Raw genomic sequence first — 17,185 nt, forward strand, 5'->3', positions numbered from 1 at the left:
CCATCGAGAACATGCTATTTCAACTGATAGTGCAAATATGTAGTACATTTTTGTCAATTAAATTGACATATCAAACACTATTACACATTTAATTATCAACCACGTAAACACACTCATCCATACTTAAAGACGTGTAGAATCTTATTAAATCAAGCCCTTCAAATAAAATTTACTTTTTTTCATTTACCGAATGGGGGTACCCCTTGTAATGCTTGTCATCCTGTTGTTAAAACAAAATAGCAACAAAAGAATGATACAGATGACAACAAAACTTATGACCCTGACAGTGGCACTATTACTGATTGTAACAGGTATAAAAGCTCAGGAAGAAAAAAAGGTGGCCACCGCCCAGGTATCCTTTGCCTATCCTTTAGGAACCAATGGACATGGCTCCATGCACATTGCCAATAAATATTCATTCAACATTCTGTATGGCGTCAACGGCGGCGTTAAACAATTTGAATTGGGTGGAATTGGCAACCAAAACATGGGCGATGTGAGTGGCGTGCAGATTGGTGGCCTGGTAAATATCACCAATGGTTCGAGCAATGGCGCCATCATTAGTGGTATTGCCAATATTACCTCTCAATCGGCCAATGGCTTGCATCTGGCAGGCATCACCAACTATACGCAGGAAAATGCCAATGGGGCTCAAATAGCCGGTATTGCAAACGTTAATGGTGGCACATCCAATGGCCTGATGCTATCAGGCCTGGCCAATGGGGCGGTGGATGATATGACTGGTGCTCAGATTGGGTTTATAAACACAGCACATCAATCGATGAATGGTTTCCAGCTGGGTTTTATCAACTTCGCCAATAAAATGAAGGGCTTTCAGCTGGGATTTATTAACGTTGCCGATAGCCTGGATGGGGCAGCACTCGGTTTCATCAGCATTGCCAAAAACGGCTACTATGCTTTTGAAGCCACCAACAGTGAAGTGATGTACGCAAACCTGAGCTACAAAATGGGAAAGACACAGTTATATAATATCTATACGATGGGTTACAGCCAATACAGGCAAAAGGATGTATACAGCTACGGTGTAGGTTTAGGTACCCTCATTTCTTTACACAAGCGCCATGCCCTGGCCATTGAAGGCGTAACCAATCACATTGCTTACGACAACGACTGGGACGAGCTGAACCTGTTGAATAAGCTGAACCTGACCTACCAGTTCCACATTACCAAGCGCATTTCTCTGATTGGTGGTCCGTCGCTTAACTTTTACATCACAGACCAGAAGGTAGGCAGCAAATATGGTACTCTGGATATGCCTTCAACCATTTGGGAACATGAGGGTAACCGCAATGGACAATATATGTGGATAGGTTATAATGTGGGTGTTAATATCCGTCTGTAAGCAACCCCCTAATATTACAACAAAAAAAATCTAACTGGGAGGAAGTACCCGCATGTATCCCAAAACACTCAACTACACCATGCTACAGTACTTCCTCTTGCTCTTTGACACTCATGAAATGAAACCTGCATAAGGAGAAGATTTGACTGGCAGCGTGGCACATACCTATATTAATGATTATAATTTTTTGATATTACGGCCTCTTACCTGATGAGTTATCGCCGCTTATAATGTTAGAAACAACTTTGTAACGCGGGAACTGGTCAAAGCATATTTTAGCAAATACAGTTAAAGGAATTGATAAGATTAGACCCGGAATGCCCCAAATATAACCCCATAACATTAGCATAATCAGGATAACAATAACATTGACTGAGAACGTCTTACCCATAAAAACAGGTTCAAGTACACCCCCCATCAAGCCTTGAACTGCAATTATAGACACTATAAAAAACAGCAATGTGCCACTTTGGTCCAACTCTACTAAGGCGAATAAGGCTAATAACACTACCGAAATAATGGAGCCAATCATTTGAACAAAGTTTATGGCAAAGGCAAACAAGCCCCAAAAAATTGGGAAACTAACATTGAAAAAGACACAGGCCAAGCTAAAACCAATACCTGTGAGCAAACTGATAAAAAATTTTACTTGTACAAACTTAATGATGTCCTTCTCAACTTGGCGAAAGGCCTTTACAGATGAATACCTTACCTTGAATAAGGTTGAATTCAAGAGTTTCTCAAAATTCATAGTTCCGGAAAGCAACAGTATGACAAAGAAGGCGGTTGTTAAGGTTAAAGACAAAGCATTCCCAATGAAATCGATGGTCACGCCAATATTACTCAGCATGTTATTATTCTTAAAATAATGACTGAAGACTGATTCTCCTTGAACACGTGTGATGCCAAAGAAATCTTCAACCGAAACTATAACACCGACCAACTTTTCTTCAGCCGTTTTGAAAAAAGTACTATCAGCAGATAGTATCTCCTGACTGGATAATTTAATTAGCTCACCACCTACTTTGAATACACCTGTTATCACTATAATTACCAAGAGTAAACTAACAGTTTTAGGCACTCTTTTTTTGGCAAGCCAGCGCATTATTGGCAAAAATAAGAGTGAGATAAACATAGCCAATACCAATGGTATAAATATAAAAGACAGTACTTTAAGTAAGTAAAAAATAAAAGGAATGACTATAATTAACAATAATGTGTTCGTTGTTTTAAGGTCGTTCATCGTAATGCTTCTAAAATTGATTAGTAATGGTTATTGCAAAGATATGTTAATAAAGCATGGTTTTGACAAAAACAAAGGGCGTAAAAAAAGCGGCTACCCCATTACAAAGTAGCCGCTTTTGTTGTTATTGATTGGATATGAGAGCGCTTATTCTAAACCTCGCTGACGAAGTAATGCTTCAATCTTTGGCTCACGACCACGGAAATTTTTATACATCTCCATGGCGTCAACAGTACCACCTCTTTCCAGAATGTTCTCACGGAAAGACTTGGCAGTAGCCTGGTCATACAAACTGGTTTCTTTGAAGGCTTCAAATGCATCGGCATCCAATACGCCCGACCAAATGTAGCTATAGTAACCAGCTGTGTAACCGCTACTGGCAAAAATATGCATGAAATAAGTTGACTTATAACGCGAAATAATTTCAGGAATCAGACCAATGCTCTTCAGGTAGTCTTCTTCAAACTGGTTGACATCAAGCTTTTGCTCTTCCTTTTGTGTATGGTAGTTCATATCTAACAAAGCAGCCGCCAGGTATTCGGTAGTAGCAAAGCCCTGATTAAAATGACCGCTGTTTTTTAACTTAGTTACCAGCTCATCCGGAATCACTTCACCAGTTTTGTAGTGACGGGCATATTCCTTCATTACTTCAGGATCGCCGGCCCAGTTTTCCATTACTTGCGAAGGCAGCTCTACAAAGTCGCGTGGCACTGAAGTACCTGACAAGCCATTGTAAGTACAATCGCTAAACAGTTGGTGTAAGCCATGACCAAACTCGTGAAACAGCGTTGAAGCCTCGTCAAAACTTAATAAAGCTGGCATATCACCCACAGGCTTCGAGAAGTTACATACGATGGTTACTACCGGAGGAATCTCTTCGCCACCTCGACGGCTTTGCTTGCGGTATGCACCACACCAGGCACCTTGCTTCTTGGTGGCACGCGGATGCCAGTCCATATACAGAATGCCTTTGTGTGAACCATCGGCTTCTAATACTTTAAACACCTGTGCATCGGCATGTGGTTTAGGAAATTCACCTGTAATTTCTTCAAAGGTGAGGCCCCATAGCTTAGTCGCCACGGCAAATGCTCCATCGCGCACATTGTTCAGTTCAAAATAAGGACGCACCTCATTCTCATCCAGGTTATATTTTTCCTGACGCACTTTCTCGGCATAATACCACCAGTCCCACGAGGCCAGTTTGAATCCACCTTTTTCGCGATCGATAATGGCCTGCATGGCAGCACGTTCCTTTTTAGCTACAGGTAAAGCACGGTCCCAAAGTTCGTTCAGCAATTCATATACTTTATCCGATGTTTTGGCCATACGTTCTTCCAACACATAATCGGCATAAGTTTCGTAGTCTAACAAATTGGCTTTTTGAACGCGCAGATTAACAATCTCTTCAATAATCGCTTTATTATCAAGGCTGTCGTTATTATTACCACGCATGTAGTAGCCTTTATAAAGCTTTTCGCGCAATTCACGCTTATCGGCATATTGCAGGAATGGCAACATACTTGGCTTATGAGTGGTGAACACCCATTTGCCTTCCAATCCCATTTCCTTAGCCGTTTCGGCAGCTCCGGCAATCACTGACTCAGGTAAACCTGCCAGGTCGTCCTGCTTATCAAGAACCAGCTTGAAACTATTCGTTTCTGTTAATACATTGGTCGAAAAGTTATTGAACAGTTCTGATAAACGAGAATTTATCTGGCGTAATTCTGTTTTCTTATCATCGGCCAAGCTAACCCCACTGCGCACAAATCCTTTGTAGGTATCCTCCAGCAACATTTGCTGTTCGCCAGTCAGTTTCAGCTCTTCTTTTTGATTGTATACAGCTTCAACACGATTGAATAAATCAGGATTTAAACTGATATCGTCGCTGTGTGCACTCAACTTTTTAGCCACATCTGTAGCAATTGCCATAATGCCTTCGGTTCCATCAGCCGATTTTAAGCCGAAGTATACCGACGTCACCTCTGATAACATTTTACCAGCATCATCAAGCGCCACAATGGTATTTTCAAATGTAGCGGCCTTATTATTATTAATGATAGCTTCTACCTCTTTCTTATGCTCTGCCATGGCCCTATCCAAAGCAGGCATGTAATGTTCTGGCTTAATTTGCTCAAACGGAGGCACATTGTAAGGGGTAGTGTAAGCACTAAAAAACGGGTTATCTGAAGCACCCGCGCCATCTTTCTTTTGGTGTTGGCAGGCCGACAAGCCTAATACCACAACCATGGCAAGCATTAAAAAATTTCTCATCTGTCCTTAATAATTTTATTGACTAAATAGGTTGCTACTCAAAGAGTGCCAAGATATAGAAAATAGATAGACTACTGGTATGATAAATAGCAATACAACATATGTCGTATAACACATTGGGCCGATAAAAAGAAGGTGAACAATGTAGAAACTCTGCTGTTTTTTTACGGTATTGGCTAAATCAACACGTCTGATTCAACAATTAATTGCCAATATTGCTCATTTTTTAGACCGTAATTTTTAAGTAATATTGCCGAATTATAAAGGCTTAAATAAGTGATAAGATGGTTAAGATTAGAGAAAAGAGACTAAGACAAAAACCTGACTGGCTCAAGATACAACTCCCTAATACCGGTGATTATAAATGGATGCACAACACCATTCGCGATAACGAGTTGCACACCATCTGTACAAGTGGTAAATGTCCTAATGCAGCGGAGTGCTGGGCAGCCGGAACAGCCACGTTTATGATACTGGGAGATATCTGCACCAGGGCCTGTAAATTTTGTAATGTAAAAACCGGTAAACCCGATCCGGCTGATATTAAAGAGCCTTTGCGTATAGCACGCTCAATAGAAATTATGAAACTGAAGCATGCTGTAATTACTTCGGTAGACCGCGATGACCTGGAGGACGGAGGTGCCGAAATATGGGCTGCCACAATCCGTAAGACCAAGGAGTTAAACCCTAATACAAGCATGGAAGTGCTTATTCCCGATTTTAACGGCTTGCACCACCTTATACAGCAGGTGATGGATGCACAACCCGAGGTTATCTCACATAACCTGGAAACGGTTCGCCGATTGACACCTGTGATTCGCACCAAGGCCAAATACGATTTAAGCATCAAAGTGCTGAAGTACATTGCCGATGGTGGCATGGTGGCTAAATCGGGTATTATGCTTGGCTTAGGCGAAACTGAAGAGGAAGTGTTTGAAACAATGGATGATTTACTGGCTGCCGGGGTAACGGTTATGACCATAGGCCAATACCTTCAACCAACGCAAAATCACTTACCAGTTTCGGAATATGTCACACCTGAACAATTCGAAAAATATAAACAAGTGGGCCTCGAAAAGGGTTTTAAATATGTTGAAAGCGGACCGCTGGTGCGCTCATCGTATCACGCCGAACAACACATTAACGCTTTAAATCAACAATAATGAATCATAGCTCAACTGTATTTGAAGACCTCGATGTAAAAGACTACAAGGAAGTTTGGGATTATCAGGAGCAACTATTTGCTGAAGTTGTGGATGTAAAGCTGCATAACCGCGATAATCCTGATGATGAGAAAGCAATCACTAATCATCTCTTGTTTGTGGAACACCCGCATGTTTATACACTCGGAAAAAGCGGCGTGCAGAATAACCTGCTCATTAACGAGCAATTCCTGAAACAGATTGATGCTACCTTTTACAAAATCAATCGGGGAGGAGATATCACCTACCACGGACCCGGTCAGCTTGTTGGCTACCCCATATTGGATTTGGAAGCCCTCAACTTACAGGTTAAAAGCTACATTCATAAGCTGGAAGAGGCGATTATAGAAACGCTGGCTCATTACGGCATTAAAAGTGAACGACTGGATGGAGCTACGGGTGTATGGCTCGACACGGATACGCCTGGTCAATCGCGTAAAATTTGCGCCATTGGCGTTAAAGCCAGCCGTTACGTATCCATGCACGGTTTTGCGCTTAACGTAAACACAAATTTGTCGTACTTCAACCATATAAATCCCTGTGGCTTTGTCGATAAAGGTGTAACATCCATGGAAAAAGAATTGGGCCGCCAAATTGATATGGATGAAGTAAAGGACATATTGTTAAGAAAATTAGTTGATATTTTCCATCTGCAATTAAACCAATGAAGCTAAACAACATAGCCTTACTAAAGTGCTATGCACAATTAATTTTTATTAACAATTGTAAGCTAGGCTTTTGAAATAAGATAAATTTTCGAAAAATTTATGCTCTTAAATGGGCAAAATAGGGAGATGGAAAAAAGGTGGAGCATAAAACCCGAGAGTGATGATGAAACAATCAATCACTTATCAGAGGTATTGAATATTAATCGCGTATTAGCAAACCTGCTCGTTCAGAGAGGTGTTACTAATTATGATGAAGCTAAAGCTTTTTTTCGCCCCAAACTGACAGATCTGCACAATCCTTTTCTGATGAAGGATATGGAGGAAGCAGTTCACCGAATAGTGAAAGCCTTTGATAACCGCGAACGCATACTTATTTACGGCGATTACGACGTTGATGGTACTACCAGTGTAGCCCTGGTTTATTCCTTTTTAAGCCTGCATTACAATCACATCGATTATTACATACCCAACCGGTACGAAGAAGGTTATGGCATATCGTATAAGGGTATTGACTATGCGGCTGATAACGGCATAACATTGGTCATCGCCCTTGATTGTGGTATTAAGGCAGTTGAAAAAATGGAATATGCCCGAGAAAAAGGCATTGATTTCATCATTTGTGACCACCATACTCCTGGCGATGTGTTACCAAAAGCTGCTGCCTGTTTGGATCCTAAACGACCCGACTGTAATTATCCGGATAAAAACCTGTCGGGGTGCGGTGTTGGTTTTAAGCTGATGCAGGGATTTTGCCGATTCAAAGATTATAAAGAATCACAGTTATACGATTTGATTGATTTAGTAGCAGTAAGTATTGCTTCTGACATTGTACCCATCACTGGTGAAAACCGTATACTGGCCTATTATGGCTTAGAAAAGTTGAACTCCAATCCGGGCATCGGACTCAGTTCCATCATTAAAATAGCCGGAATGGAAGGTCGTGAGATCACTATTAGCGACATCGTCTTTAAAATTGGTCCGCGTATTAATGCGGCTGGTAGAATTGATGCCGGCAGTGATGCAGTTGATTTGTTGGTGAGTCGTGATTCGGGTAATGCAGGCCTAATGAGTAAAGATATTGATGAATGCAACGAGACGCGTAAAGATCTGGATAGAAGTATTACTATTGAAGCCCACGATCTTATTGCAACAAACCCGGAGCAACTTGATAAGAAATCGACTGTACTTTATAATAAAGACTGGCATAAGGGCGTGATTGGCATTGTTGCATCGCGCTTAACCGAAGCCTTTTACCGTCCAACAGTCATCCTTACCGAATCGAAAGGTTTTGCTACAGGTAGTGCACGCTCTGTGGAAGGTTTCGACCTCTATAAAGCCATCGAATCATGTAGCGATTTATTGGAGAATTTTGGCGGGCATATGTACGCCGCAGGGTTAACTCTTAAAATTGAGAACATCCCTGCTTTTCAGGAGCGTTTTGAAAAATATGTGGAAGACAATATACTGCCCGAACAATTAATTCCTCAAATAGAAATTGATGCTCACCTGCACCTGAAAGATATAACACCAAAGTTTTACAGGATACTTAAGCAATTCAGACCATTTGGCCCGGGCAATATGAAACCGGTTTTTGCCTCCAATCGCGTATTTGATTATGGTACCAGTAAGTGCGTTGGTAAGGATCGTGATCATCTTAAACTTGAAATCATTGAGGAACATTCTGCCGCTATCAAGCAAGGTATTGCCTTTTCAATGGGACATGTAATTGATAATATTAAATCAAACAAGCCATTTGATGTGTGCTACACCGTAGAAGAAAATGTTTACAATGGTATTACCACACTGCAGGTCATGCTAAAAGACATTAAATTCCCCTATTCCGAGTAAGCATTATTTTGAATCCTTATAAATTAGATATTTTAAAATACATCTCACCCAAAAACGTAAACAGGGGGGTATTTTGAGTATTTTATCTCATTTTAATCAATTAGGTTAATTTTTTAAGGGGTATAACACAAGAAAATATGTTTTAACAAACTTTCACAGTATTTTTCAAGGGGTATATTTCGAATAATCAATATTTACAAAAAGCAAAATCTTAATTATAAGTTAATTACACGTTATATTTATTTGAATTCGAAGATTGAAGTAATACATTTTTATCTATATTTAGGCCGAGAAAGTTAAGCCCTTTCCCTTAAATCAGATAAAATCCAGATGAAAAAAGGTTCGGTTAATCCGGACCTTTTTGCGTTTATAAACTTTCTGACATCATTACCGTTATTGATATTGGAGCACACCAGCTACCCGTGTCAGTTTTAATTCATAATTAGTGGCTATATGAAAGAAATGTGGAATGAACGCTATGAATCAAAGGATTACTTCTACGGCACAGAACCCAATTCTGCCTATAAGTCGTTTATTGATAATAATACGCCTGGAAAACTATTACTCCCAGCCGAAGGCGAAGGCCGAAATGCAGTATACGCCGCTACAAAAGGGTGGGACGTAACAGCCATAGATTTTAGTGAAGAGGCGCGTAAAAAAGCCTTAAACCTGGCAAAATCAAAGAACACCAGCATTACTTACCATATTGGCGATGTTCAACAATTAGAATTTCAAGCACACACGTTTGATTACATAGCCTGTGTTTTTATGCACTTGCCATCAGAGCAACTCCAACTTATTTACAAAAGGTTAATGAACTTATTGAAACCCCAAGGTCTATTACTGATAGTCGGTTTCAATAAAAATCAGCTAAAATATTCGAGTGGTGGTCCTCGCAATGAAGATTGGCTATTTTCTGCCGAAAACTTAAAAGATCAATTTAATGATTGTGTCATTATCCAAGCCAAGGATTATAAAACTACTTTGAATGAGGGTAATGGCCACGAAGGAGTGGCAGAAATAACAATTGTTGAAATAAAAAAAGAGTAACTAACACCTGATATTCTGAGAAAAAAAAGACCGCTTTTTTGCGGTCTTTTTTATTTATATGTGCTTAGTTCCTATTTACTGCGGATTCACTTCAGCTAATGCCTCGGTTACATTAATTGCATAGTCAGCCAGTTTTTCACATTCTGAGAATAAGTCATTAAAAATAATGCCCGCCTCGTATGTGTATACCCCATTTTTAAAGTTATCAAGGTGCTCAACTTTCAGCTGATTACGGTAGTTATTGATTTCGTTTTCAATCTGCTTCGCTTTTGTTACGTGAATATCTTCACTACCATCATCCAGGTTGGTAACCATTACATCAAGCGCTTCATCAACCAGGTTAAACATCAACTCCAGCTTCTTCAAAATCTCATCACTAAACTTCACGTTTGCATTGCGCATACGGTTGATAGTTTTAGCCAGATTGTAGTTACAATCACCAATACTTTCTAAATCGTCAACCAGTTTCAGCATCGAACGAACACGTTTACGTCCAACATCACTTAATTTACCCTGATTAACCTGAGCGAGATAGTTAGCAATTTCCACCTCGATATTATCGCAAATACCCTCGTATTTCTCGATGCGGGCAAACTGCTTACTAAACTTACTGTCTTTATTTTGCCCCATCAGCTTACGAATGAAACCAAACATTTTCTGGCTGTGTTTACCGAACCAATGTACTTCCTTTCGAGCTTGTAATATTGATAATTCAGAAGTAGATAACATACCGGTTGTAATAAACTTCAGTCTGAATTCTTCCTCTTCCAATTCTGATGCAGGAATCATACGTTTCACCACCTTTTCGAATACAGGAACAAACCAGATAAATACCAGCACGTTAATCACATTAAATGAGGTATGGAAAATAGATAACGCTGTTGGCACAGCCGCTGCCGATTGGCTAGGTGATATACCACCATTACTTTTCGATACAAAATGATCAATGGCATCAACAAACCATGGGAAAACCATCAGCATCCAGGTAACACCCATCAGGTTAAATAATAAATGTACACGAGCGGCACGCTTTGCCGAAACATTTCCAACTGCTGCTGCAAGGTTAGCCGTAATGGTGGTTCCAATGTTTTCTCCCATCACCATGGCTGCGGCCAAATGGAAGGGTATCCAACCTTGATTACACATTACAAAGGTTAATGCCATGGTAGCACTCGATGATTGAATAACAACCGTTAATATTGTTCCAATAAACAGGAATATAATAGTAGAGCCAAATCCAAGTTGCGTATAATTCTGTAAAAAGCTTAATACCTCAGGGCTTTCCTTAATATTAGGAACAGATCCCTTCAGGTATTCTAAACCAAGGAATAATAAAGCAAAACCAACCAGGAATTCACCCCATGAACGGCGCGATGAATTTTTTGAGAAGATAAGTGGTAAGCCAAGTCCGATCATTGGCAGCGCATAAGCACTAATTTTCACTTTAAAACCAAGCAGGGTAATCATCCATCCAGTGATGGTCGTACCAATATTTGCCCCCATAATAACGCCAATGGATTCCACCAGCGACATCAATCCGGCGTTAACAAAACTCACCACCATAACGGTTGTAGCCGAAGATGACTGAATAATTGCGGTTACCAGAAAACCAGTTAAAACACCGAGGAAGCGGTTAGATGTCATGGCTGACAAAATCTTACGCATGCGGTCCCCTGCTACTTTCTGCAAGGCTTCGCTCATCATCTTCATCCCGAAGAGGAATAATCCTAATGAACCAATGAGGGTTAGGAAATCAAAAAATGAATAATTCATAATTAAAAGTGTGTAAAGGCGTTAAGCCTCTGCTATTTCGATTATAGATTCTATGCTTCAATTCGAGTTCAAAGATGTGATTTTTTTTAAGTTTTAACTTTTAAATAAGATTGAAATAATGATTTTTTAACATTCTGATGTCCTCTTTAGAATACTTCTAATTTAGAGCTCCTTTACTCAAGCTTTAAATGACTTATTAGTCGCATAAATATACCAATTTGAACCTGCGACTACCTGAAATGCACCTGAATCATTTTTACTTTGTTCTATAATTTTAAAGATGAATGAGTATGATTAAACGTATTGTTTTTTTAGCCGCCATAACCGCCCTTATTTTACAAAGTTGCTCCCAAAAACAACATGCAAGTAATGAACGATTAACCAGTTTTGTTAATCCGTTTATGGGCACCGACGGACCGGGCAATACCTATCCGGGTGCTACAGTGCCGTTTGGCATGGTACAGTTAAGTCCGGACCATGGTCTTAGCGGATGGGACCGCATTGCAGGTTATTTCTACCCCGACACCATTATAACCGGTTTTAGTCACATGCATTTGACAGGTACTGGTGCAGGCGATTTATACGATATACTTTTAAGTCCTATCAACTCAAAAGCCACTAAAACACTGGCAGAAAATGGGAACCGTCCTTACAGCACCTTTTCCCATGGTAATGAGCATGCCGAGCCTGGCTATTACCAGGTTTACCTGCAGGATTATGGCATTAATGCTGAATTAACCACCACCGAACGAACTGGTATCCATCAATATACCTTTCCAAAAGATGATAATTCGGGATTTATTATTGATTTAGGCTATTCACTTAACTGGGATGCACCAACCGATACCTACATCAAGGTTATTGATGATTCAACTATTGAAGGCTATCGTTTTTCAACAGGTTGGGCCAGTGATCAGCGGGTATTCTTTACAGCTACTTTTTCTAAACCATTTGTTACATCTGAATTATTTCAGGATAATGAAATAATTGATGCTAAAACGGTTCAATCGAAAAACACAAAGGTAATTGTACGTTTCCCCACAAGCGATAATGAAAAGGTATTGGTGAAATTTGGCTTCTCATCTGCCAGCAATAATGGCTCTGCCAGAAGTTTAAGTGCAGAGGCCTCTCACAACAACTTTAAAGCATATCAACAGGCTGCTTCCGACAGGTGGGAAACTGAACTATCTAAAATTAAGATAGAAACAGACAACGAAACCTGGAAAAAAAACTTCTATACCACCTTATATCAATCAATGCTGGCTCCTACATTGTTAAGTGATGTTGACGGCAACTATAAAGGTGCAGACGGACAGTACCATTCGGCTAATAACTACGATAAATACGATACATTTTCTTTGTGGGACACATTCAGAGCAGCTCATCCCTTATACACCATTATGCATCCCGAAAAAGTACAGGATTTTGTTAGCAGCATGCTTAGCCATTACGAGCAAACAGGTTTAACGCCTGTATGGTCGATGCATGGTAACGAAACCAATATGATGATTGGCTATCATGCAATTCCGGTCATAGTGGATGCCTATTTTAAGGGCCTTTTAAATGATTTTGATAGTGAGTTATTATATCAGGCCTGTAAATCAAATGCTATGGATGATGATCATGGCATTAAAGAATACAAAGAGCTTGGATATGTTCCTGTATCTTACGACCATGAAAACTGGTCAGTATCCAAAACAGTTGAATATGCCTATGACGACTGGTGTATAGCACAATTGGCAAAAGCACTGAATAAAAGCGATGATTATGCGTATTTTATGAAACGTGCAGCAAACTGGCAGAATCATTACGACGCTGAATCATCATTTTTACGCCCTAAACATGCTGATGGGTCATTCATAGCCGATTTCGTAGCTAAAGACTACACCGATCATTTTTGTGAAAGTAACGCCTGGCATTACTTTTGGTTTGTTCCTCATAATATTCAAGGCCTTATTGATGTAACGGGTGGACCTAATCGCTTTGAAGAAAAGTTGGATAGTATGTTTACCTATCACCCAAAAGAAGAGGATGAATTGCCTATTTTCAGTACAGGCATGATAGGACAATATGCACATGGTAATGAGCCAAGTCACCATGTTGCCTATTTATACAACTATCTGGGAAAACCATGGAAAAGCCAGGAACGAATCAGGGAAATACTGGAGACACAATACGCACCACTGCCAAACGGCCACTGTGGTAACGAAGATTGCGGTCAAATGTCTTCGTGGTATATTTTTAGTTCACTTGGTTTTTACCCGGTCAATCCGGCTGATGGCATTTATGTCATAGGAACACCGCTTTGGAAAAATGCCACCATACAATTAGATGATAAAAAAACCTTTACCATTAGTTGTCAAAATGCATCAAATGAGAATAAATATATTCAGAAAGTAAGCTTAAATGGTAAAGAATTTGAACGTACATATATTTACCATAACGAAATAATGAATGGTGGCCGTTTGGAATTTATAATGGGAGCTACACCTAATAAATCATTATGGGTTTCACCCGAATCTTATCCACCATCTCCTGCTAAATAAAAAAACAGTAAAGCGTAATAGGTTTCTATTGCGCTTTACTGTTTTTTTAGAATACGATGGCGAGTGTTACTAATGATAGTATAACAACCTGCAATATTAAAAATCGTACAGGTATATCAATACTCCTCATCCATTCTTTCACTGTCAATAAGCTTCGAGTCATCATAGTTATAAGGTTTTAGCTAAATAAACTAGCAATTAATACTACTATAACTCCCGATTCCACTTTCTAGACGCAACAAAAATAATAAAGTTGCGTCTGCGGGTAACATTTTTTTAAGGTTAAAATCAATCTAAATTAATAACGGGCTGAATATCTTTTTATTGTGCAATTTTTTAGCAAACAATTATTAGTTCCCTTTTGAAATTAAGAGTAAATTCTCTTTATTTGCATCTGATGAATAACAATTTATTCCATATTACTTCTACTAAAGTGAATGCCACAAAGGCCATTCATCCTTCTTGTCATATGATGATGTGTATGATGATGACACTTTAAGTGTTACAACGCATCGTATCTGAAAATCAAATAAACAGTTAGTACAGACCGGTGCGTAAGGCACAGGTAGAGGTTAAAACAGAACATTAACCATAAAAACTAAATAGTATGTCTGATTTTCGATTTGAAACACTGCAACTACATGCAGGCCACAATGTGGATGAAACAACACTATCAAGAGCGGTACCCATTTACCAAACCAGTTCCTACTTATTTAAGGACGCGGAGCATGCGGCTAATTTATTTGGTCTTAAGGAGTTTGGAAATATTTATACCCGTATAATGAATCCTACAACCGATGTGTTTGAAAAACGCATTGCAGCATTAGAGGGTGGAGTAGGTGCCTTAGCGGTTTCATCGGGCCAGGCTGCACAATTCATCGCTTTAACCAATTTTCTGGAAGCAGGTGACAATTTTGTTTCCACATCTTACCTGTATGGCGGTACCTACAACCAGTTTAAAGTGCAATTTAAACGCTTGGGCATTCAGGTTAAATTTGTTGAAGGCGATAATCCACAAGATTTTGAAGCAGCCATTGATGAAAACACCAAAGCTATCTACATCGAAACAATTGGTAACCCACAATTCAACATTCCTGATTTTGAAGCCATAGCCGCAATAGCTAAGAAACATGATATTCCACTAGTGGTAGATAACACCTTTGGTGCAGGCGGTTACCTGTTTCGTCCTTTAGAGCATGGTGCTAACATTGTGGTAGAATCGGCCACTAAATGGATTGGCGGACATGGTACCACCATTGGTGGCGTTATTGTTGACGGTGGTAATTTTAACTGGGGCAATGGCAAATTCCCTTCATTTACCGAACCTTCAGAAGGTTATCATGGACTGAAATATTGGGAAGTATTTGGTGCCGAAAGTCAGTTTGGAAATATTGCCTTTATTACGCGAGCCAGGGTTGAAGGACTGCGCGATTATGGTTCTGCGTTAAGTCCTTTTAATGCCTTTCTCCTCATTCAGGGACTAGAGACCCTATCCTTACGTGTGGATCGTCATGTAGATAATGCCCAGCAAATTGCCGAATGGCTTGAACAACACCCACAGGTTGAATATGTGAAATATCCCGGCTTAGCATCCAGCCCTTATCATATTTTGGCTAAAAAATACCTGAAAAGAGGTTTTGGTGGCGTCATGAGCTTTAAAATTAAAGGTGATGCCGCTGCAGGTGATAAATTTATCAATAGCCTGTCGCTCATAAGCCATTTAGCCAACATTGGTGATGCCAAATCACTCATTATCCATCCAAGTTCAACGACGCATGAACAGCTGAGCCTTGAAGAACAGAAAGCCTCTGGTGTAGAACCTGGTTTATTACGATTATCAGTTGGTATTGAACACATTGACGATATTAAAGCGGATTTAGACAAAGCTTTTACTCAACTGTAAAAATTCAACCATCCGGTACAGTTAATGTATTGGATGGTTGCTATTTTCATGTACATTTGTAAGGCAAAATAAAAACCAACAGACAAACCATAAGGGTTTGTAAAAACAAAAACCATGAAACAAAAACTTAACATCGGCCTTTTTGGATTTGGTGTAGTGGGACAGGGACTATATGATGTACTCAAGACAAGTCCGGCCTTTGATTCTGAGATTTCTAAAATATGTGTTAAAAACAAAAAAGAACGTTCTTTACCCGAAAGTTATTTCTGTTATAATCCTGACGAAATACTGAATGATCCGAATATCAATACGGTTGTTGAATTGATTGATAATGCAGACGAGGCTTACCGCATAGTAAAAAAAGCCCTGCAGAGTGGAAAACATGTTGTATCGGCCAATAAAAAGATGCTGGCAGAAAACATGGCTGAAATGATTCAGTTACAGAAAGAAAATAACGTATCACTGCTGTATGAAGCTTCAGCCTGTGGAAGTATACCGGTTATCAGAAGTCTGGAGGAATATTACGATAACGACCTTCTTTTATCCGTAACAGGTATATTAAACGGATCTTCTAATTATATTCTTTCAAAAATATTTGATCACGATCAATCCTATGATACAGCCCTAAAAGATGCACAAAAATTAGGTTTTGCCGAAAGTGATCCTACTTTTGATGTTGAAGGTTATGACTCTTTGTATAAACTCATTATACTTACCCTGCACAGCTTTGGATCCATCATTAAACCTGATGATGTTCTAACTTATGGTATATCAAATATATCTGATTTTGATATTCAGTATGCCCGTGAGAAAGGCTATAAAATAAAGCTGGTTGGCCAGGTAGAACGGCTTGAAGGTATTAACATTACATTATTTGTCCTTCCCCGCTTTGTACGTAAGGACAAATACATCTATAGCGTTGAGGATGAATTCAATGGCGTAGTAATCAAAGGCAAGGCCTACGATAAGCAGTTTATGTTTGGAAAAGGGGCAGGGGCGCACCCAACAGGCTCGGCAGTACTATCAGATATTACAGCGCTGGCGCATAACTATGCATACGAGTATAAGAAAATGAAATACGCCGAGGACTTTAATTATTCAAAAGAGCACCAGGTGGAATTGTATTTAAGATATTCTGATGCATCTGTGCTCGATAAATTCAATTTTGAATCCATCACCGAAGAGTACAAAGGACCTGAATATAGTTACAAAATAGGCTTTATTAAACTAGCTGAATTACTTGAGATAAAAGACCAATTGCGCAGCCTGGATATTTTTATGGGTATTACCGGGAAATCACTCAATTACTAAATAAAAC

The 17,185-nt window shown here is 39.5% G+C and carries 11 protein-coding genes; 8 read left to right on the forward strand and 3 right to left on the reverse strand.

Features of this window, described 5'->3' with window-relative positions; genetic code table 11:
* Window positions 1-259 precede the first annotated feature (259 nt).
* Entirely contained in the window at window positions 260-1,363 is a 1,104-nt protein-coding gene (locus KDU71_RS16925) for an LA_2272 family surface repeat-containing protein (protein ID WP_212192279.1), read from the forward strand.
* A 193-nt stretch (window positions 1,364-1,556) separates the two neighbouring features.
* On the opposite strand, the gene KDU71_RS16930 is transcribed toward KDU71_RS16925, so the two are convergent.
* Window positions 1,557-2,606 (reverse strand): AI-2E family transporter, encoded by a 1,050-nt coding sequence (locus KDU71_RS16930; protein WP_212192280.1) that lies wholly within the window; start codon window positions 2,604-2,606, stop codon window positions 1,557-1,559.
* Window positions 2,607-2,753: 147 nt separating this feature from the next.
* Window positions 2,754-4,877: a M3 family metallopeptidase gene (locus KDU71_RS16935; protein ID WP_212192281.1), complete on the reverse strand. Its 2,124-nt coding sequence runs from the start codon at window positions 4,875-4,877 to the stop codon at window positions 2,754-2,756.
* 284 nt (window positions 4,878-5,161) lie between these two features.
* Between KDU71_RS16935 and lipA the strand changes: the two genes are divergently transcribed.
* The 4 genes from lipA to KDU71_RS16955 all read left to right on the forward strand — a co-directional run bounded on the left by lipA (window position 5,162) and on the right by KDU71_RS16955 (window position 9,645).
* Complete coding sequence (lipA, locus tag KDU71_RS16940) at window positions 5,162-6,040, forward strand: lipoyl synthase (protein ID WP_212192282.1); 879 nt, start codon at window positions 5,162-5,164, stop codon at window positions 6,038-6,040.
* Window positions 6,040-6,747, forward strand: a complete 708-nt coding sequence (gene lipB / locus KDU71_RS16945) for a lipoyl(octanoyl) transferase LipB (protein WP_212192283.1) — start codon at window positions 6,040-6,042, stop codon at window positions 6,745-6,747. The genes lipA and lipB overlap by 1 nt, the downstream gene beginning before the upstream one ends.
* A gap of 126 nt (window positions 6,748-6,873) precedes the next feature.
* Window positions 6,874-8,595, forward strand: a complete 1,722-nt coding sequence (recJ, locus tag KDU71_RS16950; RefSeq protein ID WP_212192284.1) for a single-stranded-DNA-specific exonuclease RecJ — start codon at window positions 6,874-6,876, stop codon at window positions 8,593-8,595.
* Window positions 8,596-9,048: 453 nt separating this feature from the next.
* Entirely contained in the window at window positions 9,049-9,645 is a 597-nt protein-coding gene (locus tag KDU71_RS16955; protein ID WP_212192285.1) for a class I SAM-dependent methyltransferase, read from the forward strand.
* A gap of 75 nt (window positions 9,646-9,720) precedes the next feature.
* Here the strand turns inward: KDU71_RS16955 and KDU71_RS16960 are convergent, their stop codons facing one another.
* Entirely contained in the window at window positions 9,721-11,418 is a 1,698-nt protein-coding gene (locus KDU71_RS16960) for a Na/Pi cotransporter family protein (protein WP_212192286.1), read from the reverse strand.
* Window positions 11,419-11,708: 290 nt separating this feature from the next.
* Between KDU71_RS16960 and KDU71_RS16965 the strand changes: the two genes are divergently transcribed.
* The 3 genes from KDU71_RS16965 to KDU71_RS16975 all read left to right on the forward strand — a co-directional run bounded on the left by KDU71_RS16965 (window position 11,709) and on the right by KDU71_RS16975 (window position 17,178).
* Window positions 11,709-13,964 (forward strand): GH92 family glycosyl hydrolase, encoded by a 2,256-nt coding sequence (locus KDU71_RS16965; RefSeq protein ID WP_244828539.1) that lies wholly within the window; start codon window positions 11,709-11,711, stop codon window positions 13,962-13,964.
* A 607-nt stretch (window positions 13,965-14,571) separates the two neighbouring features.
* Window positions 14,572-15,867, forward strand: a complete 1,296-nt coding sequence (locus tag KDU71_RS16970; RefSeq protein ID WP_212192287.1) for an O-acetylhomoserine aminocarboxypropyltransferase/cysteine synthase family protein — start codon at window positions 14,572-14,574, stop codon at window positions 15,865-15,867.
* A 114-nt stretch (window positions 15,868-15,981) separates the two neighbouring features.
* A complete protein-coding gene (locus KDU71_RS16975) occupies window positions 15,982-17,178 on the forward strand; it encodes a homoserine dehydrogenase (RefSeq protein WP_212192288.1) in 1,197 nt (398 codons plus the stop codon).
* Window positions 17,179-17,185: the final 7 nt, after the last annotated feature.

The sequence above is a fragment of the Carboxylicivirga sediminis genome (assembly GCF_018156225.1).
GTDB lineage: Bacteria > Bacteroidota > Bacteroidia > Bacteroidales > Marinilabiliaceae > Carboxylicivirga > Carboxylicivirga sediminis.

Excerpts from the sequence above, each read along its gene's own strand:
- KDU71_RS16925 (WP_212192279.1), top strand. The coding sequence starts at position 260 with ATGACAACAAAACTTATGACCCTGACAGTGGCACTATTACTGATTGTA.
- KDU71_RS16930 (WP_212192280.1), bottom strand. The coding sequence starts at position 2,606 with ATGAACGACCTTAAAACAACGAACACATTATTGTTAATTATAGTCATT.
- KDU71_RS16935 (WP_212192281.1), bottom strand. The coding sequence starts at position 4,877 with ATGAGAAATTTTTTAATGCTTGCCATGGTTGTGGTATTAGGCTTGTCG.
- lipA (WP_212192282.1), top strand. The coding sequence starts at position 5,162 with ATGGTTAAGATTAGAGAAAAGAGACTAAGACAAAAACCTGACTGGCTC.
- lipB (WP_212192283.1), top strand. The coding sequence starts at position 6,040 with ATGAATCATAGCTCAACTGTATTTGAAGACCTCGATGTAAAAGACTAC.
- recJ (WP_212192284.1), top strand. The coding sequence starts at position 6,874 with ATGGAAAAAAGGTGGAGCATAAAACCCGAGAGTGATGATGAAACAATC.
- KDU71_RS16955 (WP_212192285.1), top strand. The coding sequence starts at position 9,049 with ATGAAAGAAATGTGGAATGAACGCTATGAATCAAAGGATTACTTCTAC.
- KDU71_RS16960 (WP_212192286.1), bottom strand. The coding sequence starts at position 11,418 with ATGAATTATTCATTTTTTGATTTCCTAACCCTCATTGGTTCATTAGGA.
- KDU71_RS16965 (WP_244828539.1), top strand. The coding sequence starts at position 11,709 with ATGATTAAACGTATTGTTTTTTTAGCCGCCATAACCGCCCTTATTTTA.
- KDU71_RS16970 (WP_212192287.1), top strand. The coding sequence starts at position 14,572 with ATGTCTGATTTTCGATTTGAAACACTGCAACTACATGCAGGCCACAAT.
- KDU71_RS16975 (WP_212192288.1), top strand. The coding sequence starts at position 15,982 with ATGAAACAAAAACTTAACATCGGCCTTTTTGGATTTGGTGTAGTGGGA.